The following is a 23,716-nucleotide window of genomic DNA, read 5'->3' as shown; positions in this document are numbered from 1 at the left end:
GGAAATGCCGTGCGCGCAGCGCATCCGTGCCGGATCATGGCGGCATGTCTGCGAACCCACACGACGCTCTGCCGATCCGGCTCCACGTCGACGACTCCGACTCGCCGTCCGACGTCGTCGACGCGCTGTTCCTCGGCCGCTTCGCGACGGGCGAGCAGCCGCACTCGCACGCGGCGAACATCGACCGGGTCCGCTCCGGCGCGACCCTGCTGCCCGACGGCGCCCGTGTGCTGCGTTCCGCCCGGGACGACGACCGCAGCGCCACCCTCGCCGAGGGCGACGGCTGGACCCTGCTGGTCTCCCGCTGGAACCGCGGCGCGGACGTCACGGTCACCGCGACCAGCGCCGAACTGGCCAAGAGCGTCCTCGACCAGGCCACGGACGGCGCGGCCGACGAGCCCGAGCCGCAGCCCGAGAACGTGACCATGGGCTTCTGGTACGTCTCGCCCCGGCGCGGCCCGCACCGCACCACCCGCCAGATCTCCGCGGGCACCTGGGACGAGGTCCGGCCCAACTACTCGGCGCCGGTGGCCGAGGCGATGGACCGCCTGATGAAGACGACCCCGCAGGACATCGCCGGCCGTCTCCTGCTGCTGCACGGCCCGCCCGGCACCGGCAAGACCTCCGCGCTGCGCACGCTCGCCCGCTCCTGGCGCGAGTGGTGCCAGGTCGACTGCGTCCTGGACCCCGAGCGGCTCTTCTCCGACGTCGGCTATCTCATGGACATCGCGATCGGCGAGGAGGACACCGCGGGCAAGGGCCGCTGGCGCCTGCTCCTGCTGGAGGACTGCGACGAGCTGATCCGCGGCGAGGCCAAGCACACCGCGGGCCAGGCCCTGTCCCGGCTGCTGAACCTCACCGACGGCCTGCTCGGCCAGGGCCGCAACGTCCTCGTCGGGGTCACCACCAACGAGGACCTGGAGCGCCTGCACCCGGCCGTGGTCCGCCCCGGCCGCTGTCTGGCCCGTATCGAGGTGGGCCCGCTGAACCGCCGGGAGGCACTGGACTGGCTCGGCAGCGAGGCCCGCGCCCGGGAGGACGCCGTCGGCCGCGACGGCGCCACGCTCGCCGAGCTGTACGCGCTGCGCCGGGGCACGGCCCCGACCTCGGTGCCGGGAGCCCGGGACGGCGCGGACGCGGGGCTGTACCTGTAGTGCTTTGATGGAGCTGTGACCTTGTTCGTCGGCACCTCCGGCTGGCAGTACAAGGACTGGCGGGACCTCGTCTATCCGCCCGGGGTCCCGGCCCGGCTGTGGCTGGAGGAGTACACCCGCCTCTTCGCGACGGTGGAGATCAACAACGCGTTCTACCGGCTGCCGACCCGGGAGAACTTCGAGGCCTGGCGGGACCGGGTCCCGGAGGACTTCACCGTCGCGGTCAAGGCCAGCCGCTATCTGACCCACATCAAGCGCCTGAAGGACCCCGAGGAACCCGTCCACCGCCTGATGACCCACGCGGCGGGCCTCGGCGACCGTCTGGGCCCGGTCCTCCTCCAGCTCCCCCCGACCCTGCGCGCCGACCCCGCCCTCCTGGACACCTGCCTGAACTGCTTCCCGTCCGACACGAGGGTCGCCGTGGAACCCCGCCACGACTCCTGGTGGACACCGGAGGTGCGGAGCGTACTGGAGTGCCGGGGCGCGGCCCTGTGCTGGGCGGACGTCCAGGCCCACCCGACGACCCCCCTGTGGCGCACCACCGACTGGGGCTACGTCCGCTTCCACGAGGGCCGCGCCACCCCCTGGCCCCGCTACGGCCGCCGCTCCCTGGAAACCTGGGTGGACCGCATCGCCACGACCTGGCGGAAGGGGGAGGACGTGTACGCGTACTTCAACAACGACCCGGGCGGAGCGGCGGTGCGGGACGCGGTGACGTTCGGGAGGGCGGCGGCGCGGGCGGACCTGACGGTGACCCGCTTCCCGGAGCCTGCGAAACGCCAGTAGTCACCCCCCTACCCCTCATAGGCGGCCCGCAGCGCATCCCGCACAGCGGCCAACGCCTCGGACTCCCCCAGCCCCAACCGCCGCACCCGCTCCACGTACGCCTGTGCGGCCAAGGACGCCTCACGCTCGGCGGCCGAGCCGGCGGCAGCCACGAACGTGCCGTTGCGCCCCCGCGTCTCGATCACCCCGTCGGTCTCCAGCGCCCGGTACGCCTTGGCCACGGTGTTCACGGCGAGCCCCAGGGACTCGGCCAGCCCCCGCACGGTCGGCAGCCGGTACCCCACCGGCAGCACCCCGGACCGCGCCTGCTCGGAGATCTGCGCCCGGACCTGCTCGTACGGGGGCGCACTGTCATCGATGCGGATCTTCAGGCTCACGGCCCGATTGTCCCGCACCCGCCGGAAAATAAGAGGCACCCCCGGCGCACAGCCCCGTACGGTGCCTCACCATGACAGTGATCGTGCGCGATCTGCGCCCCGGTGACCGATCCGACGTCGAGGCCTTCGCACGGGTACGGCATCTCGCCCTGCCCTACGTCCTGTGGACCCCGGAGTCCATCCTCCACAACCTCACCCGTAATCCGCCCGAGGCCCAATCCAGGTCCCTGGTCGCCGAGGAGGACGGGGAGACGATCGGCACCGCGCAGGTGGCCCTCGCGCACGACAGCCCGGAACCGGGCCAGGGGCTGCTCAACATCTACGTCCACCCGGACCGGACCCGGCGCGGCGCGGGTGAGCTGCTGGTGCGTGCCGCCGAGGAGCATCTGACGGCGCACGGGGCGACGAAGCTGTTCGCCTGGGTCCTGGACGAGCCGGCGAACCGCGCCTTCGCGGAGAAGCGCGGCTACCGTGCCAGCCGCTCCGCCCACTTCCTCCGGCTGGACCTGGCCCACGCCCCGCTGCCGCCCCTGCCCGCTCCCCCACCCGGTGTCGAGCTGCGCACGGCCGCGGACTTCGCGGACGACCCGCGCCCGCTGTTCCGGCTGGACGCGGAGACGATGGCGGACGAACCGAGCGACGTCGACGCCGAATTCACCGACTACGAGGCCTGGCTCAAGGCGACCTGGCGGCACCCGCTGCTCGACCGCGAGCTGACCACGGTCGTGCTGGCCGAGGGCCGCCCGGTCGCCTTCAGCGTGGCGTTCACCGACGGCGGCGCCCGGTACGTCACCGCCATGACGGGCACCGCGCGCGCCTTCCGCGGGCGCGGTCTGGCCAAGGTCGCCAAGACCGACTCGCTGCACCGCGCCCGCGCCTCCGGCTGCACCGAGGCGCACACGGGCAACGACACCGGCAACGGCCCGATGCTCGCGATCAACAAGTCCCTCGGCTACGAGATCTGCGCCACGGAGGTGCGCCATGTCCGCGAACTCGGCTGAACCGACGACCGAGTTGGAGGTCGTGCTGGTCAAGGCGGGCCGTACGAAGATCCGTTACCCGGCCGAGCTGGTCCACGACGACGGCACCCGCGTCGCCGTACGCGCCCCGTGGGCGGGTGCCGGCGTCCGGGACTTCGGCTTCGTCCGCTTCGAGCCCGGTGACGTCTTCACCGAGTACTACTGGCGGGACCGCTGGTACTCGGTGAAGGAGGTCCGTACCGGGGACGGCACGCTGAAGGGCTGGTACTGCGACATCACCCGCCCGGCGGTGCGCACCGGCGCCGAACTCGTCGTGGAGGACCTCGATCTGGACCTGTGGCGCTCCGCCGACGGCACGCACGTACGACGGCTGGACGAGGACGAGTTCGCCGCGAGCGGGCTGACGCGGACGGACCCGGAGGCCGCGTCCGCCGCCGTGGCCGCCCTGGACGAACTGGAGCGGCTGGCCCGCACCGGCGGCTTCGGTGAGCTGCTGGCCTGACCCGCTCGCCCCGGGCGCCTCACACCGTCGCCACCACCGCGTACCGCTCGTCGTCCACGGCCCTGCCCCACAGCAGCGGATCGTCGGACAGTCGCTCCACCCGCACGTCCGTGCTCAGCGGTGCGAGCAGGGCGGTGAGGCGCTCGGCGGCTATGCCGACGGGGTTCAGCGTCCCCCAGACGCCCTCGACCAGCACGAGGCGCCCTCCGGGCCGTACGAGGTCCCGCCAGTGCCGCAGCACCCGGTCGGGTGCGGGCAGGGCCCAAAGGACATGCCGGACGAGGAGGGCGTCGTAGCGCTGCTCGCCGACCGGCGGAGTGACGGCATCCCCGCGCAGGACGACCGCGGCGCGCCCGGCGAGCTTGGTGCGGGCCCGCTCGACCATCGCCGGGGACGCGTCGACACCCGTCACACGGTGCCCCTGCTCGGCGGCGAGGAGTGACAGACTGCCGGTGCCGCAGCCGAGGTCGAGGACATCGGCGGGGCGCTCGGGCAGCCAGGTCCGCAGTCGGGCCGCCCAGGCCGCGCGGATCTCGGGGTCGCGCAGGCCGTGGTCCGGCTCGTCGTCGAAGGAGGCGGCCTCGGTGTCCCAGTCGACGCCGGGGGCGGTCGGCCGGGCCGTGGGGTCGTTCGTGTTCGTCATGCCCGAAGAGTGACACCCGCCACTGACAATCCGGCTCCGATGAGGAACTCTCCCCACAAGCGTCTACCTCCGTGACACGGATTCCGGTAGGCACTGAAGGAGGCAGCCATGCGCCGCGTAACCGTGCAGAAGCCCCTGAAGAGGACGGACAGCCGCCGGACCCGCGAAGAGGCGGAGGAGCGCCCGGCGGGGCGTCCGGAGGTCCGCAAGGACATCGCCCGCACCTGGTGGCCGGACGGCTGACCCGCGCGGTCCGCCCGTTCCGTCAGTCCAGCCGTTTGCGGTAGTGGAGGCGGTCGTACGGCCCGTCGACGCGCCGTTCGACCATCTCGTAGCCGAACTTCGGATAGAGCCGCTGGTTCTCCCACATCATCGCGTTGGTGTAGAGCCTGACCTCGGGCAGAGCGAGCGCACGCGCGCGTGCGTCCACGAACTCCAGCAGGCGCCGTCCCGCCCCCTTGCCGTGCGCGTCGGGGTGGACGGCGATGCTGTCGAGGAACAGGTGGTCGTCGTGGGCCTCGATGACGACGAGCCCGGCCACCGGCTCACCGAGGACGAACACCCTGCCCGCGGCCACGTCCGCCATGTGGTCCGCCTCCATGGGCTGCGGCACCACCCCTATGCGCGCGATGTAGTGGTGGTAGGCCGCGTCGGTCACGGCCTTCACGGCCGGCACGTCCGTGGCCCGGGCGGGCCGGATCTCGTCGTTCGTCATGGCGCGAACGCTATCTACCTCAGCGCAGTCTGAGCACTTCCTTAACGCCACCATAAGGATCTCCATCACCGGCCCCCAGCAGGCGATTTCACGGTTTCTTGGGGCTAGCTTCGGATCGCCCCACGGGATCCAGCCCACCGAGGCAGTCTTCCGAAGCCGTCTTCCGAGGAGTTCCGCATGCCCGCTCGCGCCTGCCGTACGGCCGCCGCCGTCGCCGTGCTCGGCCTGCCGCCGCTCGCTCTGACCGCGCTGGCCGCGGCTCCGGCGTCCGCGCACGGTTCGATGGGCGACCCGGTCAGCCGTGTCTCGCAGTGCTACGCGGAGGGGCCGGAGAGCCCGAAGTCGGCCGCGTGCAAGGCGGCCGTGGCGGCCGGCGGCACCCAGGCGCTGTACGACTGGAACGGCATCCGGATCGGTGACGCGGCCGGCCGGCACCGGCAGCTGATCCCGGACGGCAAGCTGTGCAGCGCGAACAACGAGGAGTTCAAGGGCCTCGACCTGGCCCGCGCCGACTGGCCGGCGACGAGCGTGCGCGGCGGGTCGTACACCTTCACGTACCGGGTGACGGCCCCGCACAAGGGCACCTTCACCGTCTATCTCACCAAGCCCGGCTACGATCCCGCGAAGCCGCTGGCCTGGTCCGAGCTGGATCTGGCGCACCCGGTGGCGACGGTCACCGACCCGGTCGCCTCGGGCGGTTTCTACACCTTCTCCGGCACCCTCCGCCAGCGCACGGGCAGGCAGCTGCTGTACGCGGTCTGGCAGCGCTCGGACAGCCCGGAGGCGTTCTACTCCTGCTCGGACGTCGACTTCGGCGGCACCACCACGGGGAGCGGCGCGGGGAGCGAGCACCCCGTCCCCGCCCCGACCGCCTCCGCTCCCACCGACCGGCAGATCGCGGCCGGTGCCGACAAGTCGACCATGCGGCACCACGGCCACGGCGGCGACACCGCGAGCACACCGGCCCCCGACGCGCCCAAGGCGGCGGGCACTTCGCAGGACCTGGCGGAGACCGGAGCCTCGACCGGCACCACCTACCTGGCACTCGGCGGTGCGGCCGCGCTGGCGCTGGGCTCGGCCGCGCTGTTCCTGTCGGTACGGCGGCGCGCGACCGGCCGCCGGTGAGGATTCCGGGGCCTGTCCGGCGGCTCAGGTCGGGCAGGCCCCGGAGGCACGTCAGCTGAAGGCCGACGCGCAGGTGGTGGCGCTCGCGTGGGTCGGATCCAGCGCGTTGGCCACCTCGTGGAAGGCGATGCGGTCGAACAGGCCGATGGCGACGTGCTCGCTGAGGTCGAGCGGGCACAGGTCCTGGAGCAGGACGTTGTGGACGTCCGAGCCGCTCAGGTACTGGCTCTGCCAGGGCGTGGCCACCTCGTCGTACTTGGTGGCGATGACCGTGTAGTGCACTCCGGGGACGGTGTCGCCGCCCGTGTTGAGCTTGGTGAGGAAGTCGGAGCCGGGGATCTGGCCGGCGAGGCCGGGGGTGGTGGCCTTGATCAGGTCCTCGGCGCCGGGGAAGTACGGCAGCAGGTTGGTGAGGCCGCTGAGGGTGGCGCCGTGGTTGTCGGGGGCGAGGCCGACGAGGGCGTTCACCTTGGCGGCGCCGCCGAGGAACCTCAGGTAGTAGCGGGGCATCATGCCGCCCTGGGAGTGCCCGACGAGGTCGGCCTTGGCGGCGCCGGTCGCGGCGAGCACCTTGTCGACGTAGGCGGACAGCTGCCCGGCCGACGTGTCGATGGGGCCGAGGCCGTAGAAGAGGGGGACGCCGGGGAGCTGTCCGTAGTCGAGGGAGAAGACGCAGTATCCGCGGGCCTCCAGATAGGGGGCGAGCGAGAGCCAGTTGTCGACCGAGTTGCCCAGGGTGCCGTGCACCAGGACGACCGGGCGGGGGTGGTCGGCGGAGGGCTTGCAGGAGAAGTCGTTCCAGCCGGTGCTCGGCGCGCTGTCGGCGGCGTTCGCGGTGGCGGCGGGTACGGCGGCGACGGCGGCGGTGAGCAGCAGCGCGGCGAGGGGTCTGAGAACTCGCTTCCAGGGCAGCATCGGGTGATCTCCTTGCGGCTCAAGGGAGGTGCGACGGCCTTACCCTGTGATCCGGATCACGAGGATGCTGTTCACTCGTCAAGTTACGGGCGAGTAGTGGAAGTGTGAAGTTACGCGCCAGTAAAAACTTCCAGTGCTAGTAGAGCGGCACCGGAAGCTGACAGGCCGTCACCAGGCGGGCCTGACGGGACCGTACGGAGCGATGCGCGCCAACCGCTCCCCCAACACGCGCACTTCATCCTCACCCAGCAGATCGGCCCAACGTCCCACGACCTCGGCCGCCGCCCCCTCCGCCGCCCGGGTGCAGGCCCACCCTCGCTCGGTGAGCACGATCAACCGGGCCCGCGCGTCCTTCGGATGCGGCCTGCGCTCGGCGTACCCCTTGCGCACGATCTCGTCCACGAGCTGGCTCGCGGCCTGCTTGGTCACCCCGAGATGCGCGGCGAGGTCACCGACCGTGGCGCCGTCCGGGGCAAGCCGCGCGAAGGCGAAGCCGTGGGCGGGCCGCAGATCGGTGAACCCGCGGGCCAGAACGCCGTCGTGAATGCGTTGCGTGAGGTCACCGGCGGCGGCGAGCAGGGCAGCGGACAGGGCCATGGCTTCGGAGTTCTGCACGAGGGCATTGAAACACCCTTGACACACTGGTCAAGCAGCTTGACCATATAGGCAAGCCACTTGACCACTTGAACGGAGATCACCGCCATGCCCATCGTCCGCTCATCCGAGGCCACGACCCATGAGATCCACGGCGCCCGCTTCGTCTCGTACGCCACCCCGCTCACCGGCAGCAAGGAACTGTGCGCCTGGCGCGGGGAGATCCCGGCAGGTACCAAGGCGCCCGCCCACACCGTCAACCGGGAGGAGATCTTCCTTCTGCTCGTGGGCGAACTGCTGATCACCCTCGACGGCCGCACCGACCGCATCGGCGCGGGCGACACGGTGATCGTCAACCCCGGCGCCACCCTCGCCGTGGAGAACCCGACCGATCACACCGCGCTCTCCTGGGTCACCACCTCCGTCGGCCTGGAGGCGGAGCTGGCCGACGGCACCCGTATCACGCCGCCCTGGGCCAACTGACCGACGTGGAGCCGCCGCCACGCCCCAGTGCCCCCGGCATCACCGCCCGGGGCCCGAACCTGGCCCGCGCGCGGTCCGCGACCTCCTCGATACGGCGGACTTTCTCGTCCACGGGGTCGAAGGTGAGCTGGTAGGAGGCCTGGTCGGCGGGGGTCAGGCCCTCGGCGCGCAGGGCGAGGGCGCGGACCCGGGCGCGCTGGAGGCCGAGCGCCTCGTACATGCCGTAGGCCGCCTTCGTCAGGGCCGCCGAGTGCGCGGTCGGTTCCTTCAGAGTGCGACTGCGGGTGGTTGAGGAGCGGTCGGCGTAGCGCACGGTGAGCGTCAGCGTTCGGCAGACCTTCTCCACCGCGCGCAGCCGGGCGCCCAGCTCCCCTGCGGCCGACAGCAGCGCCCTGCGATGCCGGTCGGGATCCAACTCATCGAGGTCGAAGGGCCGTTCGGTGACCAGCGACCGCGAGACGGCGTTCGGTACCACCCGTCCGCGATCGATGCCGCTCGCCCTCTCCCGCAGCTCGCGGCCCGCCTTCGCGCCGATCAGCCGCTGGAGCGTGGACAGCGGCGCGGCCGCGACCAGCCCCAGGGTGTCGAGGCCGTACTCGCAGAGAGTGCGGGCGGTCGCCGTGCCGATGCCGGGCAGCGCGGACACCGGCCGCCCGGCGAGGAACTCCGCGATGCCGTCCGGGTCTTCGGGCACGGCACACGTCACTCCGGGCCGGGTGTCACGCAGCGCCATGCGGGCCAGCATCGGCCCCGGGCCGGCGCCGATCACACAGTCGACGCCGTACCGCGCGAGGGCCCGCACCCGGATCACCGAGGCCAGCTCCACCGCGCTGCGCCCGAAGTACCGCTCGGCACCGTGCAGATCGGCCAGTGCCCCGTCCGGCGGCAGCGCCTCCACGACCGGGGTGAAGTCCTCCAGCAACCCGAGCAGTCCCGGCAGGGCCGCCTCGTACATCGGCGGCAGCTGGAAACGTACGCAGAGAATGGTCATCCCGCACTCCCCGGACTCTGGTGCCACAACTTCCGTATCGCCGAAGGCCCTTGTGAGGCCTCCTGTCCCGCGGGCCGCAGATCGGCCCACGGATGCATCGCGTACCCGGTGGGCATATGGATCCGCCGCCCACCCGTCGCATCGCCACCGTCGCCCCCGGCCACCGGCTCGGCGAGCCGCGCGGCCACCACGTCCAGCCCGCCCTCGGCACGCAGCTCGACCAGCTCGGCGAGGTTCCAGGCGGCCGACCCCACCACGCTCAGGCTGCGCGGCCCGCGCCGCTGCACCACGCCCCGCACCAGCAGCAGCCACGAATGAAAGACCGTATGCGCACAGGCGTCGTGCGAGTCATCGAAGAACGCCAGGTCGACGAGCCCCGTGCCGTCGTCCAGCGTGGAGAAGATGACCCGCTTGCCGGACCGGATCGGCGGGGTCTGGGTGGCCGCCTTGGCGCCCGCGACCAGCACGGTCTCCCCGTGCCGGGCCTCGCGCAGCCGGCGCGCGGAGACCACGCCCAGCTCCTCGAGGAACTCCCGGTGGTCGTCCATGAGATTCCGCGAGGCGTCCATGGACAGCACCCCCAGCTCGGCACTGAGCCGCTCGGCCGAGGTGAGGTCGGACAGCCCGGCCGAGGCGGTCTTCCTTCCACCCGCCAGCGGGAGTTGACCGCCACCCGCACCCCGGGCCCCCCGGTGCAGCTCGGTCAAGTGCAGTTGCAGATCACGCCGGTTGGCCCCGAAGGCGTCCAACGCCCCTACCTGAGCGAGTCTTTGAGCCAATGGCCGGCTGGGCCGCCCCCGCTCCCAGAAGTCCACCAGGGAGGAGTACGGCTGCCCGCCCTCGATCCGCTTCGCCTCGGCCTCACTGATGCCATGCACATCGGACAGGGCGAGCCGCAACCCCCACACCCCCGACTCGGACACCAGTTCGATCCGGTGAGCGACCCCGGACACATTCACGTCCAACGGCAGGATCGGCACCCCACGCCGCCGCGCGTCGGCCAGCAGCAGCCGCTTCGGATACATCCCCGGATCATGTGTGAGCAGCCCGGCGTAGAAAGCGGCCGGATGGTGAACCTTCAGCCAGGCCGACTGATACGTCGGCACGGCGAAGGCGACGGCGTGCGCCTTGCAGAACCCGTACGACCCGAAGGCCTCGACGATCTCCCATGTCCGCTGAATCGTTTCCGCGCTATACCCGTGAGCCGCCGCGGACTGCGCGAACCACACCTTGATCCGCCCCTGCGACTCCGGATCGGACAGCCCCCGCCGCACCCGGTCGGCCTCACCGCGCCCGCAGCCGGTCATGATGGCGACGATGTCGATGATCTGCTCGTGGAAGACGACAACGCCGTACGTCCCCTTCAGCGGACGCTCCAGATCGGGGTGCGGATATCTCACGGGCGCCCGCCCGTGCCGCGCCTCGATGAACGGGCGCACCATGTCGGCGGCGACGGGCCCGGGCCGGAACAGCGAGATGTCAACGACCAGATCATGAAACGTACTCGGCTGCAGTCGCCCCACCAGATCCCGCTGCCCCGGAGACTCGATCTGGAAGCACCCCAGGGTCTCGGCGGACCTGATCAACCGATACGTCTCCTCGTCCCCCGCCGGCACCGCGTCCAGGTCGATCCGCTCCCCGGTCGCCCGCGCCACCTCGGCGACCGCGTGCGCCATCGCCGACTGCATCCGCACGCCCAGCACATCGAGTTTGAGCAGCCCGAGGTCCTCCACGTCCTCCTTGTCGAACTGGGACATGGGGAACCCCTCACCGCTGGTCGGCACGACCGGCGTACGGGAGAGCAGCGAGGCATCGGAGAGGAGCACTCCGCAGGGGTGCATGGCGACTCCGCGCGGGAGGGCGTCAAGCCCCTCGACCAGTTCCCAGAGTCGCCCGTACTTCTCCTTCTCCCCCGCCAGTTTCCGCAGTTCGGGCAGTTCCTCAAGCGCAGCGCGGGCGTCCCGGGCGCGGATGTGCGGGAAGGACTTGGCGATGCGGTCGATGTCGGCCGGGTCCATGGACAGGGCCGCACCCACGTCCCGGACGGCGTGCCGGACCCGGTAGGTCTCCGGCATGGAGACGGTCGCGACCCGCTCCTCCCCGAACCGCCCGATGATCGCCCGATACACCTCGAGCCGCCGAGCGGACTCCACGTCGATGTCGATATCGGGCAGCACCACGCGCTCCTTCGACAGGAAGCGCTCCATCAGCAGCCCGTGCTCGACCGGGTCGGCGTTCGCGATGCCCAGAAGATGATTCACCAACGACCCCGCGCCGGACCCACGGGCGGCGACCCGGATGCCCATCTCCCTCACGTCATCGACGACTTGAGCGACCGTCATGAAGTAGGAGGCGAATCCATGATGGGCGATGATGTCCAGCTCGTCATGCATCCGCTCCCAGTACGCACGCCGGCCGCCGTACCCGAACCGCACCATCCCCGCCACCGCCCGCGAGGCAAGAGCCCGCTGGGCGGTCCGCCGCCCGGCACCCACCAGATGAGCCTCGGGGAAATGGACCGTACCGATGCCGAGGTCGTCCTCGGGGTCGACCAGGCACTCGGCGGCCGTCGCCCGGGTCTGCTCCAGCAGCCGGTGGGCGATGTCGCGCCGGTAGCCCGCGGCCTCCACGACCCGCTCGGCGACACGCAGCATGTCACCCGCCCCCTTGAGCCAGGCCTCTCCTGAGTCCAGCTCCTTCCTCGGGTCGATCGGAACCAGCCGCCGAGCGGCGTCCAGCACATCGGCGACCGGCCCCATCCCGGGGTCGGCATACCGGACGGCGTTGCTGAGCACAGGCCGCACCCCCTGCTCGGCGGCGAAGCCGACGGTACGGGCGGCCAGCCGCAGCGACCCGGGACCTGTACCCGTACCCGTACCCGTACGACCGTGCCACACGGCCTCCAGCCGCAGCGCGTCCCCATAAACCTCACGCCAGGAAGCCAGGAGCCTCGCGGCACGGTCGGGCCGCCCGGCCGCCAGGGCACGCCCCACATCGGACCCGGGTCCGAGCAGCACGGTCAGCCCGTCGCCGTGATTGTCGGGCCAGGTCAGCCGGGGGGTGTCCGCACTCCGGTGCGCGGCCGTGACGAGCCGGCACAGATCGGCCCAGCCCCGGGCGCCGTCGCGGGCGAGATAGGTGACCCGGGGCATCGACTCATCGACGAAGGCACCGCCACGGACCGGGGTACGGCGCTTCTCATGCCGTACCGCTTCCGCCGGAACCACCGCGAGGCTCACCCCGAAGAGCGGACGGATGCCCGCCTTGGCACTGGCCTTGGCGAAGCGGACGGTACCGGCGAGGGTGTCGCGGTCGGTGAGGGCGAGGGCGTCCATACCCCGCTCCGAGGCACGCTCGGCCAGCCGCTCCGGATGGGATGCCCCATACCTCAGGGAGAACCCGGAGACGGTGTGCAGATGCGCGAAGCCCGGCACACGCACCTCCTGCACTCGAACATCAGTTCCCTACTTCCACCCCCACCATACCTCCATTCTCGAACATGCGTACGACAACCATGCGACCGTCTCCCACCTGCACAAACACCCGCTCACCTGGACCGCAGGGGCCCGGCCGCAGCCTGGCCGCCGCAGGCATGAGGACCCCGCCCCCACGCACCTGGGGACGGGACTCCACAGAACCCAGGAAAGAATTCAGCCGATCTGAGCCCCCGTGGCGGCCAGAGCCGCGGTGACCGGCTGGAAGAACGTCTCCCCACCGGAGGTGCAGTCACCACTGCCCCCCGAGGTCAGCCCGATGGCACTGCTCCCGGAGAACAGCGACCCACCGCTGTCCCCGGGCTCGGCGCACACATCGGTCTGGATGAGCCCGCTGACGGTCCCCTCCTGATAGTTCACGGTGGCGTTCAGCCCGGTGACGGTCCCGTCGTGCACCTGGGTGGTGGACCCGCTGCGGGTGACCTTCATCCCCACAGTCGCCTCGGCCGCCCCGGTGATCTTCTGGGTGGACCCGTCGTACAGATCGACCTCGCTCGGATGATCCACGTCCGCGGTGTACTTCACGAGCCCGAAGTCGGTCCCCGGGAAGTGCGACTCGGCGTTCTGCCCGATCTCCTGCCCGCCGGCGTCGGACCAGGTCGAGATGGCCGCGGTGCAGTGCCCGGCGGTCAGGAAGTACGGCTGCCCGTCCTTGACCACGTTGAATCCGAGCGAGCAACGCCCACCCGAGCCGCTGATCGCGTCACCGCCGGCGATGAAGGGCTTGAACTCCCCCTTCGACCGCTTCAGCTCCGCCTTGCGACCCAGCCCGTCGACCACCTTGCTCAGCTTGGCCCACTCCGCGCCGGACACGGTCTTGTCGGCGATGACGACGACCTTGTTGCTCACCGGGTCGGTCGCCCATGACGTCCCCGGTATGGTCGCGTCCTTCTTCAACGTCGTCCGCGCGCCCTCGAGCGCGGCAAGCGAGTTGCCGACGAGTCTCGCCCGGGCGCCGGCCGCCTCGACGGCCTTCACGGCACCCTGATCGAGCACGTTGACGACGAGATGCCGAGCCTGCGCGTCGTAGTAGCTCCCGGCGGCATCGGAACCGAGGCGACTCAGCAGCGTGGAGGCGAGATTTCCGGCCGCCGGAGCGGACAGGACCCGCGCCTGCGGAGCCGACCTCACCGGCTCACTGGCGTTCGCGTTCTGCAAGGTGACACCCGCGACGACCAGCGCGGCGATTCCCGCGCCGGCCACGGCGGCCCGCCGCCCGGGTATGCGTCGGTGCTTCAACTCACGTCCTCCTGTGGGGGGATGGCCGGCCAGATCGTGGGGGACCTGACAGGCCGGAAGGCTGGTTGACGAGCGCCCACTCTTCCGAACGACACAGGGAGCACACAAGGTTGACTTCAGGACGCGCACACAAAAAACTGCACACCCACGCGAAAGCCCCCGCACCAAGCGATGCGGGGGCTCCGACGGAACCCGGAACCACTACGGCAGCGTGACCCCGTAGTAGCTCAACGCCTCGGTCACGGGCTGGAAGAAGGTCGTCCCCCCGGAGGTGCAGTTACCACTGCCCCCGGAGGTCAGCCCGTACGCCACGGTCCCGGCGTACAGCGGCCCGCCACTGTCGCCGCCCTCGGCACAGACGGTGGTCTGAATGAGCCCGGACACGATGTCACCACTGCCGTAGTTGACGGTGGCGTTCAGAGCGGTGACGCGCCCGCTGTGCGTACCCGTGGTCGAGCCCCGCCGGTAGACGGTCGTGCCCACGGACGGCGTGGCCGCGCTCGTGATCGACTGGCTGCCCACCGAACTCGGGTGTGAGATCGAGGAGTTGGTGTACCGGACCAGCGCGAAGTCGTTGCCCGGGAAGCTGTAGCCGACATTGGTGCCGAGCACCGTGGTGTGGCTGGAGTTGCTGTACCAGGTCGAGGCCACCTGGCCGCAGTGCCCGGCCGTGAGGAAGTAGTACGTGCTGCCGCTGTGCACGTTGAATCCGAGCGAGCAGCGGTAGGAGCCACCGTAGATGGCGTCACCACCGGTGATCAGCTTGTTGAACTTGCCTGGGGTGTGCTTGATGGTGAGCGCGCCCGCCTCGGCACCGGCCTGCCGCTTGATCTTGGCGATCGCGGCCTGGGACACGGTGCTGTCGGCGGTGACCACGACACGCCCGGTCCTGCTGTCGACCGCCCAGGCCGTACCGGGTACGTCGGCCTGGCGGACGGAGTCGCTCGCCTTGGTGAGCTGGGTCGCGCTGAACGTGTGGGCGTCGCTGGCGCTCGCCGTGGGGGCGGCGAACGCCGCCGCGGCCAGGAAGCCGGTGGCCACGGCGATCAGCCGGGTCCGTCTCGCGGTGCCGCTGCGGGGAGTGGTGCGCTTGATCCTCACGTTTCGTTCCCTCCCAGGGGAAGTCGGGGGCCCGCGTGGGGTCGGGGCCCGTGAGGCGCAGCCAGGGACAGGCCCGGGAGTCCGAACACACATGCCCCTGACAAGCGCTGAGGGGGAGTATTCGGCCGAACGACCGGTCGCCACAAGGGCGCCTTTCGGCCGAGCAACTTTAACCCCCTTTTACCCAAACTTCCCTGACGCTACGTCAGACCACTGCCCGCTCCCCCGCCTCGACGGCCGCCCCCAGCGTGTTGCCGGGCGGCGGGAAGGGGCAGATGAAGTGGTCGGCGAAGGCGCACGGCGGGAGTTGGGCGCGGTTGAGGTCGACGACCGTACGACCCTCGGCGTCCGGCGCGGCCGGGTACAGAAAACGGAACCGGAAACTGCTCACGCCACTGGTGGCGTCGGCGAAAACCGCCCACAACACCCCATCGCCCTGCTGCGCGACCTGAAGCGTCAGCTCCTGCCCGTCCAGGGTGAAGGCGAGTTCGCCGGCGAGACCGAGCCCCCGCTCACGCCCGTCCGCGTTGCCGACCCGCACGATGCGCGTGTCGCCGTACGGCGTGAACGTGCCCGGCACGGCCCAGCGCGGATCGTACGGGGTGGCCTCGATGCCCCTGAAGGCGCGCCGCCCATCGGATTCCGGGTCGAAGACCCGCACCCCCCAGACCCCCTCCCGAACCAGCACGACCAGCCGCTTCTCACCGACCGCGACCCGCGACTCGGCCTCCGCCCCGAGGTCGGCGGCGAGCCGGACCTCGCCCACGAAGGGCAGCCCGTCCACGGTCAGCCCGTCGCCGTCGGCCGCTGTGAGCACAACCCCGTCGGCTTCCGCCACCCAGACCCCGGGAATGTCCGGAAGTCGCCCGTCCGGATAGTCCTCGGCCCAGTGCGTGGCGGTCAGCGCGAGCGGCCCGTAGGGCGCCGAGACCGTCTCCACCCGCCGCTCGTGCCACTGCTTCCACGCATCGAAGGCGTCAGTCATACCACTGTCCCTTTCACCAGGTACCTCTCGAACAAAGCACTCAAAGACGGGCCAACCCCAGATGATCACGCAGGGTGCTGCCCGGATAGAACGTACGGAACAGCCCGCGATGCTGAAGCAACGCCACCGTGCCGTTGACGACCCGCTCCAGATCCCGACGAGGCTCGACGGGAACGAGATGGAAGCCGTCGGTGACCCCGTCGGCGTACCACCCGGCGACCAGCTCCGCGAGATCGACCGGACCGCCCCGGTACAGCGGACCCCGCCCGGTGGGCCTCGGCCCTCCCCCGCCGTATCCCGGTTCGGCCGCGTACTCCCCGTCGCCGAGGTCGATCAGCAGACTCACCAGGACGCGTAACGCGTCCGGAGGACGCCCCGACTCGACCGCCCGCTCCCGCAGTTCGTCGCGCACGGCGGCGGCCTCATCCGGGCCGGCGACACGGACCAGGGCCACGTCCGCGTACCGGGCAGCGAAGACACGCCCACGCCCCTCGGTGGCATCGACGACACGAACGGGCCGCCCCTGCGGCGACTCCCCGGTGTCCGCCACCTCCCCGGAACCGTCGATCCGCCACCCGGCCCGCCCGCCGCTGACCGAGTCCAGCGTCGCCACACCGGACTGCGCCGGCAGGTACCGGTCGTGGGCCCTGGCGACGGTCGGAACCAGGCCGATCCGCCGCGTGGCGGGCGCCACCTTGCACAGCACATCCAGTGCGCTGGGTCCGACCCGGTCGAACGAGTCGTCCAGCGTCACGAAGTCCAGCCCGCCCCGCTCGGCGAGCAGCGCCAGCTCGATACAGGCGTCGACGTCGAAGGCCCCCGCCTGATCGATGCCGGCGGCCAGATGCGGCAGCCCCCGCCGATACCGTTTGCTCACCCTCACAGCACCTTCGCCAGAAAGGCCCGCGTCCGCTCGTGCCGCGGCCGGTCCAGCACCTCACCCGGCGCCCCCTGCTCGACGATCCTGCCGTCGGCCATGAACACCACCGTGTCGGCGACCTCCCGGGCGAACGCGATCTCGTGCGTGACGACGATCATCGTCGTGCCCCGGGCGGCCAAGTCCCTCAGGACATCGAGGACTTCACCGACCAGCTCGGGATCGAGCGCCGAGGTCGGCTCGTCGAACAGCAGCAGCTTCGGCTCCAGCGCGAGCGCCCGCGCGATGGCCACCCGCTGCTGCTGCCCGCCGGACAGCTGCCGTGGATAGGCGTCGGCCTTGTCCCCGAGCCCCACCCGCTCCAGCAGCCGGCGCGCCTGCTCCACCACCTCCTTCCGGGGCCGTCTCAGCGCGGACACCGGCGCCTCGACGACGTTCTCCAGCACCGTGAGATGCGGAAAGAGGTTGAAGTTCTGGAAGACGAACCCGATCCGGGTGCGCTGCCGGAGCACCTCCCGCTCGGGCAGCTCGTACAGCTTGTCCCCGGCACGCCGGTACCCCATCAGCGCACCGTCGACGCTGATCTCACCGCGGTCGACCTTCTCGAGGTGGTTGATGGTGCGCAGCAGCGTCGACTTGCCGGACCCCGATGGGCCCAGCACGACGGTGACCTCGCCGGTGCGCACGGTCAGATCGATCCCCTTGAGGACGTCGAGCGGGCCGAAGCTCTTGTGCACGGCCCGGATGTCGACCATGGCGGTCATCGTGTGAGTTCCTTTTCGAGTGAGGCGCCCAGGAAGCCCAGCACCGCCCGGGCGGTGGCGTCGTTCTGCCGGAACGCGGGCCCGCCGGTGCGCGGCCGGGTGAAGGCGCCGGGGGTACGGGCGTCGGTGTACGGGCCGAGGGCGAAGCGCCGGGGGTGCGGGCGCCCGGCCCGGTCGAGGACACGGCCGTCGCCGGGGTCGACCCGGAGCAGCCCCTCGGGGGTCTCGGTGGCGCCGTCGGCGTGCAGTTCGCGCAGCAGGCTGTCGCGGGCCCGCCCGACGGTGGGCTCGGGCAGCCGGGCCTCGACCAGCGCCCGGGCCTCGACGGAGTAGCCCGGCACGGTGGGACTGGTGGCCCGGAACACCCCGTCCTCGGCGCTCACGGTCATATCGGCGCCGACGAACTTCAGCAGCCCGGCCCGGGACAGTGCGAGCATCTGCCGTAGCCGGGGCCCGGGCGGCCCGGACGCCAGGTAGCTGAAGAACCCGTGCCACCAGGACCCGACGTTCCCGAGCCGCACGATCTGTCCGTAGACGGACAGCAGCCCGAGGAACACCCCCAGGTCGGCACTGTACGAAGGATCATGACGGCGGCTCAGGTCACCTTCGACATACGCGCGCAGCCCCTCCTGGAAGGCCTCGTGCGACGCGTACCGCACCCCCTCCAGCGGATGGTCGAGCGTGGTGAGGTCGAGCCGGTCGGCCGGGTCCGGTACGGCGGCGGCGACCAGCGCCCGGGTCTCGTCGGAGCCGGCGGCGGCCGCGTACTTCTCCTCGAAGTCGGCCCAGGCCATCGCCGTACGCCCGGGGTGGGCGGTGAACAGCCGGTGGTAGTGGGCGAAGCCCAGCTCCTTCTCCACCAGCGGCCACACATCGCGCCGGAAGTCGAAGCCCTCCGGCTTCGCCAGCAGCGCCTCCACCTCGGCGGGACCGAAGAAGCGGGGCAGCGGGGGCCGGTCACCGGTCCAGTCGTAGCCGATCTTCGAGTGGTACGGCACTCCGCGCCGCGAGCCGACGTACAGCACCGGCTCCCGCCCGGAGGGAACGTAGGTGTCCCCCTCGTACCGTCCGCCGCGCCCCTCGGTGAGCAGCACCATCAGGTCGACGAAGGCCAGCCCGAAGCCGCGCACGAGCACGGGTTCGCCGGGCCGCAGCGGGGACAGGTCGGTGTCGGCGGTGAAGTCGGGCGGCAGGTGCACCAAGTCGTGCTCGCGGGCGTAGGCGGCCAACTCGGCCTGGTCGACGTCGAGTTCGGCGTCCAGGTGGCCGAGGGCGAGGACCACCAGGTCGGCGAGGAGAGGACGCTGCCGCCCTTCCAGCCAGACCTGCTGGCGCCCCTCCCCGGGCCCGCTGACCCGCAGCGCGCGCCGGGCGTGGTGGTGGACGACGACGCCCTCGGGCAGCCCGGCGAGGGCACGCTCGTACACCCACCGCAGATACCGCCCCTGAAGCTGCCGGTCGGCGAACGTGCCGCCGTCCAGCCGGGCCCACTCGTGCAGCGTGGGCCCCTCGCGCACCGGGCCGTCCATGGTCACGGTGTCGTCGGTGAACATGGTGACGTCCTCGGCGTGCGAGTTCATCCACAGCAGCGGCGACTGCGCCTGGCGCCAGATCCGGCCGCCGCCCGGCGGATGGGGGTCGACGAAGTGGATGTCGAGGCCCGAACCGCCGTACAGCTCAGGAGCGTTGGCCGCGATGCGTTCGAGCAGTCCGGTCCCCCGCGGCCCGGCTCCCACGATCACCAGCTGCGGCCTCATCGGGCGCTCTCCGTGCCACGCGCGTAGTACTTCTCGACGTAGTACTGGCCGATGCCGAGCAGCGAGGTGACGACGGCGTACCAGAGCGTGGCGACCATCAGCAGCGGGATCACCTGATAGGTCTGGTGATAGATCAACTGGGCCGAGAACAGCAGGTCGTTGACGGCGATGACGCTGACGATCGAGGTGCCCTTGAGGGTGCCGATCAGCATGTTGCCGGCGGGCGGCACGATGGAGCGCATCGCCTGCGGCAGCACGATCCGCCACCAGCGCCGCCACCGGCTCAGGCCGAGCGCCTGGGCGGCCTCGATCTGCCCGCGCTCCACGGAGAGGATGCCGGCCCGGACGACCTCGGCGGCGAAGGCGGCCTCGTGCAGGGTGAGTCCGACGATCGCGACGGCGACCGGGGTGAGCAGGTTGACGGTCTTCACGCCGAACACCTGCGGGTACAGGGCGCCGATGTTGAACCACAGCAGCAGCTGCACCAGGATCGGGATCGACCGGAACAGCCAGACGTACCCCCAGCTCACCGCCCGCAGCACGGGGTTGGCGGAGAGCCGGAAGGCGGCGAGCAACGCGCCGAGGGTGAAGCCGAGGACCATGACCACGGCGGTCAGCCACAGCGTGAGCCACAGTCCGCGCAGGATGGAGTCCGAGGTGAAGTAGTCGCCGACGACGTCCCACTGGAACGCCTGGTTGCGCACGACGGAGTTCACCGCGAGGCCGAGCAGGACGAGGACGGCGACGGCGGCGACCCACTGTCCGTACCGGCGTCGCGGGACGATCCGGGGGGTGTCCGCGGGCTCGGGTATCTCCGGTGCTGCGGGGACTTTGGCAAGGGTGTCGGATGACATGTGAAGGCTCCGTGACGCGATGAAGTCGTCAGAACGGGTGGTGCCTTCACACGGGCGCGCCGTGCGGCGCGCAGTACGGCCGAGCCCCTCAGCAGGGCCGTCCACCGAGAGTACGCGGGCGTTTCGGTGAACTGTCAAGGCTGTCCGGACTGTGAGCAGTACGTCTCAAGTCAGTTGACGCGGAACCGGATGCCTGTTCCACTTGGCCCATGCATCCACAGCAGTGGCTGGTCACCCGCTCCCACATCGACTTCGGTCGCGTGTGGTCCTGTTCCTGTTGAGCTGACCCCCTGCGCGCGCCTGCCCCGGAAGCAGGCGTATCCGCGTTCTCCCGCCTTGCTCCACCCCTCTCTTCACGCCTTCACACGCGCACCCCTCCCCTCGCGCCTCACTGAACCCTGCTGCTCACAGGAGACCGCTTCCCGATGCGTTCACGCCTTTTGCTGCCTTTTGTCACGATTACGTCGGCCACCCTCTTCCTCACCGCCTGCGGCTCCGGCTCCGGTGGCTCCGGCGGTACGGACGCCTCCGGAGTGGCGGCCAGGTCCGACGCCGTACCCACCACGGACGTCGTCTCGGCCGAGAAGAAGGACGCGGCGGCGGCGAAGCTGCTGCCTCCCGGCACGACGGACCTCACCGTCGCGATCAGCGTCGGCGGCACCCCGCCCGGGACCACCTACCTGTCCGACGGCAAGACGCTGACCGGCCAGGACGTCGACTTCACCAAGGCGGTCGCCAAGGTGCTCGGCATCAAGCTGAAGGTGGAGCAGGCGAGTTTCGAGGCGATCCTGCCCGCTCTGGACAGCGGCAAGTACGACTTCGGCGCAAGCAACTTCGGTGTCACGGACGAGCGCCGCAAGATCATCGACTTCGTCACCTACGTCAACGACGGCCAGGGCTTCGCCGCCCGCAAGGACAGCAAGCTGACCGACATCACCGATCTGAGGCAGCTGTGCGGCCTGAACGTCGCGACCGGCGCCGGCACGACCTTCGAGGCCACGCTGGAGAAGAACAAGCACGTGTGCACCGACGCGGGCAAGAAGGCGTACCAGGTGCAGACGTACAGCGAGTCGAGCGCGATCTGGTCCTCGGTGCAGCAGGGCCGCAGCGACGTCGTGATGTCCACGATCAACGGCCTGCGCTACGCCGTGGCCCACCAGCCGGGCCTGAAGTTCCTCAACGAGTACCACCGCCTGGACGTGGGCTTCGCCTTCAAGAAGGGCACCAGGCTGGCCCCGGCCTTCCAGGCGGCGGTCAACAAGCTGATCGCCGACGGCACGTACGACAGGATCCTGAAGAAGTGGGGTACGGCGGGCTCGGCGATCAAGCAGTCCCGGATCAGCCCACCGGAACTGAAGTACTAGCGGCCTGACCCTCCGTCAGAAGGAGTTCACCCGTACGCAGTGCCGATCACCCGTCCGCCGTCGACGATCATATTTCACTCTCGGTCAGCAGCCATATGAGTCAGGACCCTTGGGACACAAGGGCTCTCGACGGATCGCCTGTGCACCAGTACCGTCACAAACCTCCCGCGCGGCGTCTATCCACTTGGCGCGCCGTCCGCATCATGGATGACCATAGAGGTGCGGAAAGCAATAAGGACCGCTGTGAGAGGAGGCGTCCATGGGATCGGTACGCAAGGCGAGTGCGTGGCTCGGCCTCGTCGACGACAACGATGACGAGCGTTACTACGACGACGAGTACTCCGAGGGCCCGGAGTCCGCAGACGCCTGGGTCACGGACCCCCGGGTGCAGGTGGCCACGGACACGGCCGAGGAGAAGGGCCGCCGGATCGGCACGGTCACCCCGGACAGCTTCCGGGACGCCCGCGTCATCGGCGAGATGTTCCGGGACGGCGTCCCGGTCATCATGAACCTCACGGCGATGGAGCCCGCCGACGCCAAGCGCGTGGTGGACTTCGCGGCGGGGCTGACCTTCGGTCTGCGGGGCACGATCGAACGGGTGGCGACCCGGGTCTTCCTGCTGACGCCGGCCAACACCGAGATCGTCAGCGGTGAGCCGGCCGGACGCCGCGAGGACGGCTTCTTCAACCAGAGCTGAGGCGGGGCCGCAGACCGGCCCCGCCTCCTCGGGTGCTCACCGGAAGGCGTCGAGCCCGGTGAGCGCCTTGCCCAGCACGAGCTGGTGCATCTCGACGGTGCCCTCGTAGGTGAGCACCGACTCGAGGTTGGTCGCGTGCCGCATCACGGGGTATTCGAGGGAGATCCCGTTGGCACCGAGGATCGTCCGCGCCGTACGGCAGATCTCGATGGCCTCGCGGACGTTGTTGAGCTTGCCGAAGCTGACCTGCTCGGGGCGCAGGCGGCCGGCATCCATCCGCCGCCCGAGATGGTGGGCGAGCAGGATCCCCTTGTGCAGTTCGACCGCCATGTCGGCGAGTTTGGCCTGGGTGAGCTGGAAGCCACCGATGGGCCGCCCGAACTGCTCCCGCGACTTCGCGTAGTCGAGGGCCGCCTCGAAGCTGCTGCGGGCCGCGCCCATCGCGCCCCAGACGATGCCGTAGCGGGCGTGCGACAGACAGCTGAGCGGTCCGCGCAGACCGGTGACCTCCGGGAGTACGGCGTTTGCGGGCAGTCGTACGTCGTCCAGGACCAGTTCGCTGGTCACCGAGGCGCGCAGCGACCACTTGTGCCTGATCTCCGGTGCCGAGAAGCCCGGGCTGTCGGTCGGGACGACGAAGCCGCGAATGCCGTCCTCGGTCTGCGCCCAGACGACGGCCACCCCGGCGACAGAGCCGTTGGTGATCCACATCTTGCGGCCGTTCAGCACCCAGTCGTCACCGTCGCGCTTGGCGCGGGTGCGCATCGAGGCGGGGTCGGAGCCGTGGTCGGGCTCGGTCAGCCCGAAGCAGCCGATCACCTCGCCGGACGCCATGCGGGGCAGCCACTGAAGCTTCTGCTCCTCGCTGCCGAAGCGGTGGATCGCGTACATGGCGAGCGAGCCCTGCACGGAGACCAGGGAGCGGATCCCGGAGTCGGCGGCCTCCAGCTCCAGGCAGGCCAGGCCGTACTGCACGGCCGTCGCGCCCGCGCAGCCGTACCCGGTCAGGGACATGCCGAGGGCGCCGATGGAGCCGAGTTCGCGGGCGAGTTCCCTGATCCCGGGCAGTTCCCCCGTCTCGTACCACTCGGCGATGTGCGGCAGCACGCGGTCGGCGGCCCAGGCCCGCACGGTGTCCCGCACGGCCAAGTCCTCCGGTTCCAGCAGGTCGTCGATCCCGAGCGGGTCGGCGGGATCGAAGGCGGGCAACTTCGAGGACGCGGACATGGGACACCCTCCGGCACACGGCAACGCGGCGAAAACTAGCAGCGCTAGTCACAGTTGAGGCCGACGTTACGGTGCGTTGTCCCGCACGTCCA

General features: G+C 70.8%; 24 protein-coding genes. 9 read left to right on the top strand and 15 right to left on the bottom strand.

Going from position 1 to position 23,716, the window contains the following annotated elements; all coding sequences use genetic code 11:
* Nucleotides 1-44 precede the first annotated feature (44 nt).
* Nucleotides 45-1,154 (top strand): DUF5925 domain-containing protein, encoded by a 1,110-nt coding sequence (locus tag ACH47Z_RS09870; RefSeq protein WP_399072482.1) that lies wholly within the window; start codon nucleotides 45-47, stop codon nucleotides 1,152-1,154.
* Between the two features lie 15 nt (nucleotides 1,155-1,169).
* Nucleotides 1,170-1,940, top strand: coding sequence for a DUF72 domain-containing protein (locus ACH47Z_RS09865; protein ID WP_399072480.1), 771 nt, complete (start codon nucleotides 1,170-1,172; stop codon nucleotides 1,938-1,940).
* Between the two features lie 8 nt (nucleotides 1,941-1,948).
* On the opposite strand, the gene ACH47Z_RS09860 is transcribed toward ACH47Z_RS09865, so the two are convergent.
* Nucleotides 1,949-2,317: a GntR family transcriptional regulator gene (locus ACH47Z_RS09860; protein WP_399072478.1), complete on the bottom strand. Its 369-nt coding sequence runs from the start codon at nucleotides 2,315-2,317 to the stop codon at nucleotides 1,949-1,951.
* Nucleotides 2,318-2,388: 71 nt separating this feature from the next.
* Here ACH47Z_RS09860 and ACH47Z_RS09855 point away from each other — a divergent pair, with 71 nt between their 5' ends.
* Together ACH47Z_RS09855 and ACH47Z_RS09850 are read left to right on the top strand one after the other, a co-directional pair.
* Nucleotides 2,389-3,318 carry a GNAT family N-acetyltransferase gene (locus ACH47Z_RS09855; protein WP_399072476.1) on the top strand — a complete coding sequence of 310 codons (930 nt, stop codon included), beginning with the start codon at nucleotides 2,389-2,391 and terminating at the stop codon, nucleotides 3,316-3,318.
* Entirely contained in the window at nucleotides 3,299-3,799 is a 501-nt protein-coding gene (locus tag ACH47Z_RS09850; protein ID WP_399072474.1) for a DUF402 domain-containing protein, read from the top strand. The genes ACH47Z_RS09855 and ACH47Z_RS09850 overlap by 20 nt, the downstream gene beginning before the upstream one ends.
* A 19-nt stretch (nucleotides 3,800-3,818) precedes the next feature.
* Here ACH47Z_RS09850 and ACH47Z_RS09845 read toward each other — a convergent pair whose 3' ends face one another.
* A complete protein-coding gene (locus ACH47Z_RS09845) occupies nucleotides 3,819-4,442 on the bottom strand; it encodes a class I SAM-dependent methyltransferase (protein ID WP_399072471.1) in 624 nt (207 codons plus the stop codon).
* A gap of 108 nt (nucleotides 4,443-4,550) precedes the next feature.
* Between ACH47Z_RS09845 and ACH47Z_RS09840 the strand changes: the two genes are divergently transcribed.
* The gene (locus ACH47Z_RS09840; RefSeq protein WP_399072469.1) at nucleotides 4,551-4,685 is read left to right on the top strand and encodes a hypothetical protein; all 135 of its coding nucleotides are present in this window, start codon (nucleotides 4,551-4,553) and stop codon (nucleotides 4,683-4,685) included.
* Between the two features lie 22 nt (nucleotides 4,686-4,707).
* On the opposite strand, the gene ACH47Z_RS09835 is transcribed toward ACH47Z_RS09840, so the two are convergent.
* Nucleotides 4,708-5,157, bottom strand: a complete 450-nt coding sequence (locus ACH47Z_RS09835) for a GNAT family N-acetyltransferase (protein WP_399072467.1) — start codon at nucleotides 5,155-5,157, stop codon at nucleotides 4,708-4,710.
* Nucleotides 5,158-5,334: 177 nt separating this feature from the next.
* Between ACH47Z_RS09835 and ACH47Z_RS09830 the strand changes: the two genes are divergently transcribed.
* A complete protein-coding gene (locus ACH47Z_RS09830) occupies nucleotides 5,335-6,282 on the top strand; it encodes a lytic polysaccharide monooxygenase (protein ID WP_399072465.1) in 948 nt (315 codons plus the stop codon).
* A gap of 51 nt (nucleotides 6,283-6,333) precedes the next feature.
* Here ACH47Z_RS09830 and ACH47Z_RS09825 read toward each other — a convergent pair whose 3' ends face one another.
* A complete protein-coding gene (locus ACH47Z_RS09825) occupies nucleotides 6,334-7,197 on the bottom strand; it encodes an esterase/lipase family protein (RefSeq protein ID WP_399072463.1) in 864 nt (287 codons plus the stop codon).
* A 168-nt stretch (nucleotides 7,198-7,365) separates the two neighbouring features.
* Complete coding sequence (locus ACH47Z_RS09820; RefSeq protein ID WP_399072461.1) at nucleotides 7,366-7,812, bottom strand: MarR family winged helix-turn-helix transcriptional regulator; 447 nt, start codon at nucleotides 7,810-7,812, stop codon at nucleotides 7,366-7,368.
* Nucleotides 7,813-7,899: 87 nt separating this feature from the next.
* On the opposite strand from ACH47Z_RS09820, the gene ACH47Z_RS09815 reads away from it, so the two are divergent.
* Nucleotides 7,900-8,274: a cupin domain-containing protein gene (locus tag ACH47Z_RS09815; RefSeq protein WP_399072459.1), complete on the top strand. Its 375-nt coding sequence runs from the start codon at nucleotides 7,900-7,902 to the stop codon at nucleotides 8,272-8,274.
* Here the strand turns inward: ACH47Z_RS09815 and ACH47Z_RS09810 are convergent.
* From ACH47Z_RS09810 to ACH47Z_RS09770, 9 genes are all read right to left on the bottom strand, one after another.
* Complete coding sequence (locus ACH47Z_RS09810; protein WP_399072457.1) at nucleotides 8,252-9,265, bottom strand: DNA polymerase thumb domain-containing protein; 1,014 nt, start codon at nucleotides 9,263-9,265, stop codon at nucleotides 8,252-8,254. The two genes, ACH47Z_RS09815 and ACH47Z_RS09810, sit on opposite strands and share 23 nt — an antisense overlap.
* Nucleotides 9,262-12,699: a DNA polymerase III subunit alpha gene (locus tag ACH47Z_RS09805; protein ID WP_399072454.1), complete on the bottom strand. Its 3,438-nt coding sequence runs from the start codon at nucleotides 12,697-12,699 to the stop codon at nucleotides 9,262-9,264. Before ACH47Z_RS09805 ends, ACH47Z_RS09810 begins: the two co-directional genes overlap by 4 nt.
* Nucleotides 12,700-12,915: 216 nt before the next feature.
* Complete coding sequence (locus ACH47Z_RS09800) at nucleotides 12,916-13,998, bottom strand: S1 family peptidase (RefSeq protein ID WP_399072451.1); 1,083 nt, start codon at nucleotides 13,996-13,998, stop codon at nucleotides 12,916-12,918.
* A gap of 201 nt (nucleotides 13,999-14,199) precedes the next feature.
* A complete protein-coding gene (locus ACH47Z_RS09795) occupies nucleotides 14,200-15,099 on the bottom strand; it encodes a S1 family peptidase (RefSeq protein WP_399072449.1) in 900 nt (299 codons plus the stop codon).
* Between the two features lie 205 nt (nucleotides 15,100-15,304).
* Entirely contained in the window at nucleotides 15,305-16,084 is a 780-nt protein-coding gene (locus ACH47Z_RS09790; protein ID WP_399072447.1) for a DUF1684 domain-containing protein, read from the bottom strand.
* A 40-nt stretch (nucleotides 16,085-16,124) separates the two neighbouring features.
* On the bottom strand, nucleotides 16,125-16,961 hold the full coding sequence (locus ACH47Z_RS09785) for an LLM class flavin-dependent oxidoreductase (protein WP_399072445.1): 837 nt from the start codon (nucleotides 16,959-16,961) through the stop codon (nucleotides 16,125-16,127).
* Between the two features lie 2 nt (nucleotides 16,962-16,963).
* Nucleotides 16,964-17,725: an amino acid ABC transporter ATP-binding protein gene (locus ACH47Z_RS09780; protein ID WP_399072443.1), complete on the bottom strand. Its 762-nt coding sequence runs from the start codon at nucleotides 17,723-17,725 to the stop codon at nucleotides 16,964-16,966.
* Nucleotides 17,722-19,482 (bottom strand): FAD/NAD(P)-binding protein, encoded by a 1,761-nt coding sequence (locus tag ACH47Z_RS09775; RefSeq protein WP_399072441.1) that lies wholly within the window; start codon nucleotides 19,480-19,482, stop codon nucleotides 17,722-17,724. Before ACH47Z_RS09775 ends, ACH47Z_RS09780 begins: the two co-directional genes overlap by 4 nt.
* A complete protein-coding gene (locus ACH47Z_RS09770) occupies nucleotides 19,479-20,336 on the bottom strand; it encodes an amino acid ABC transporter permease (RefSeq protein ID WP_399072439.1) in 858 nt (285 codons plus the stop codon). Before ACH47Z_RS09770 ends, ACH47Z_RS09775 begins: the two co-directional genes overlap by 4 nt.
* A gap of 425 nt (nucleotides 20,337-20,761) precedes the next feature.
* Here ACH47Z_RS09770 and ACH47Z_RS09765 point away from each other — a divergent pair, with 425 nt between their 5' ends.
* Together ACH47Z_RS09765 and ACH47Z_RS09760 are read left to right on the top strand one after the other, a co-directional pair.
* Entirely contained in the window at nucleotides 20,762-21,700 is a 939-nt protein-coding gene (locus tag ACH47Z_RS09765; RefSeq protein ID WP_399072437.1) for an ABC transporter substrate-binding protein, read from the top strand.
* 259 nt (nucleotides 21,701-21,959) lie between these two features.
* Nucleotides 21,960-22,397, top strand: coding sequence for a cell division protein SepF (locus ACH47Z_RS09760; RefSeq protein ID WP_399072435.1), 438 nt, complete (start codon nucleotides 21,960-21,962; stop codon nucleotides 22,395-22,397).
* A gap of 36 nt (nucleotides 22,398-22,433) precedes the next feature.
* Here the strand turns inward: ACH47Z_RS09760 and ACH47Z_RS09755 are convergent, their stop codons facing one another.
* Entirely contained in the window at nucleotides 22,434-23,624 is a 1,191-nt protein-coding gene (locus ACH47Z_RS09755; protein WP_399072432.1) for an acyl-CoA dehydrogenase family protein, read from the bottom strand.
* Nucleotides 23,625-23,716 lie beyond the last annotated feature (92 nt).

This window comes from Streptomyces sp. NPDC020192, assembly GCF_044388685.1.
GTDB lineage: Bacteria > Actinomycetota > Actinomycetes > Streptomycetales > Streptomycetaceae > Streptomyces.
Note: the sequence above shows the minus strand (reverse complement) of the source record. Positions and strands in the feature narration are given on the sequence as shown.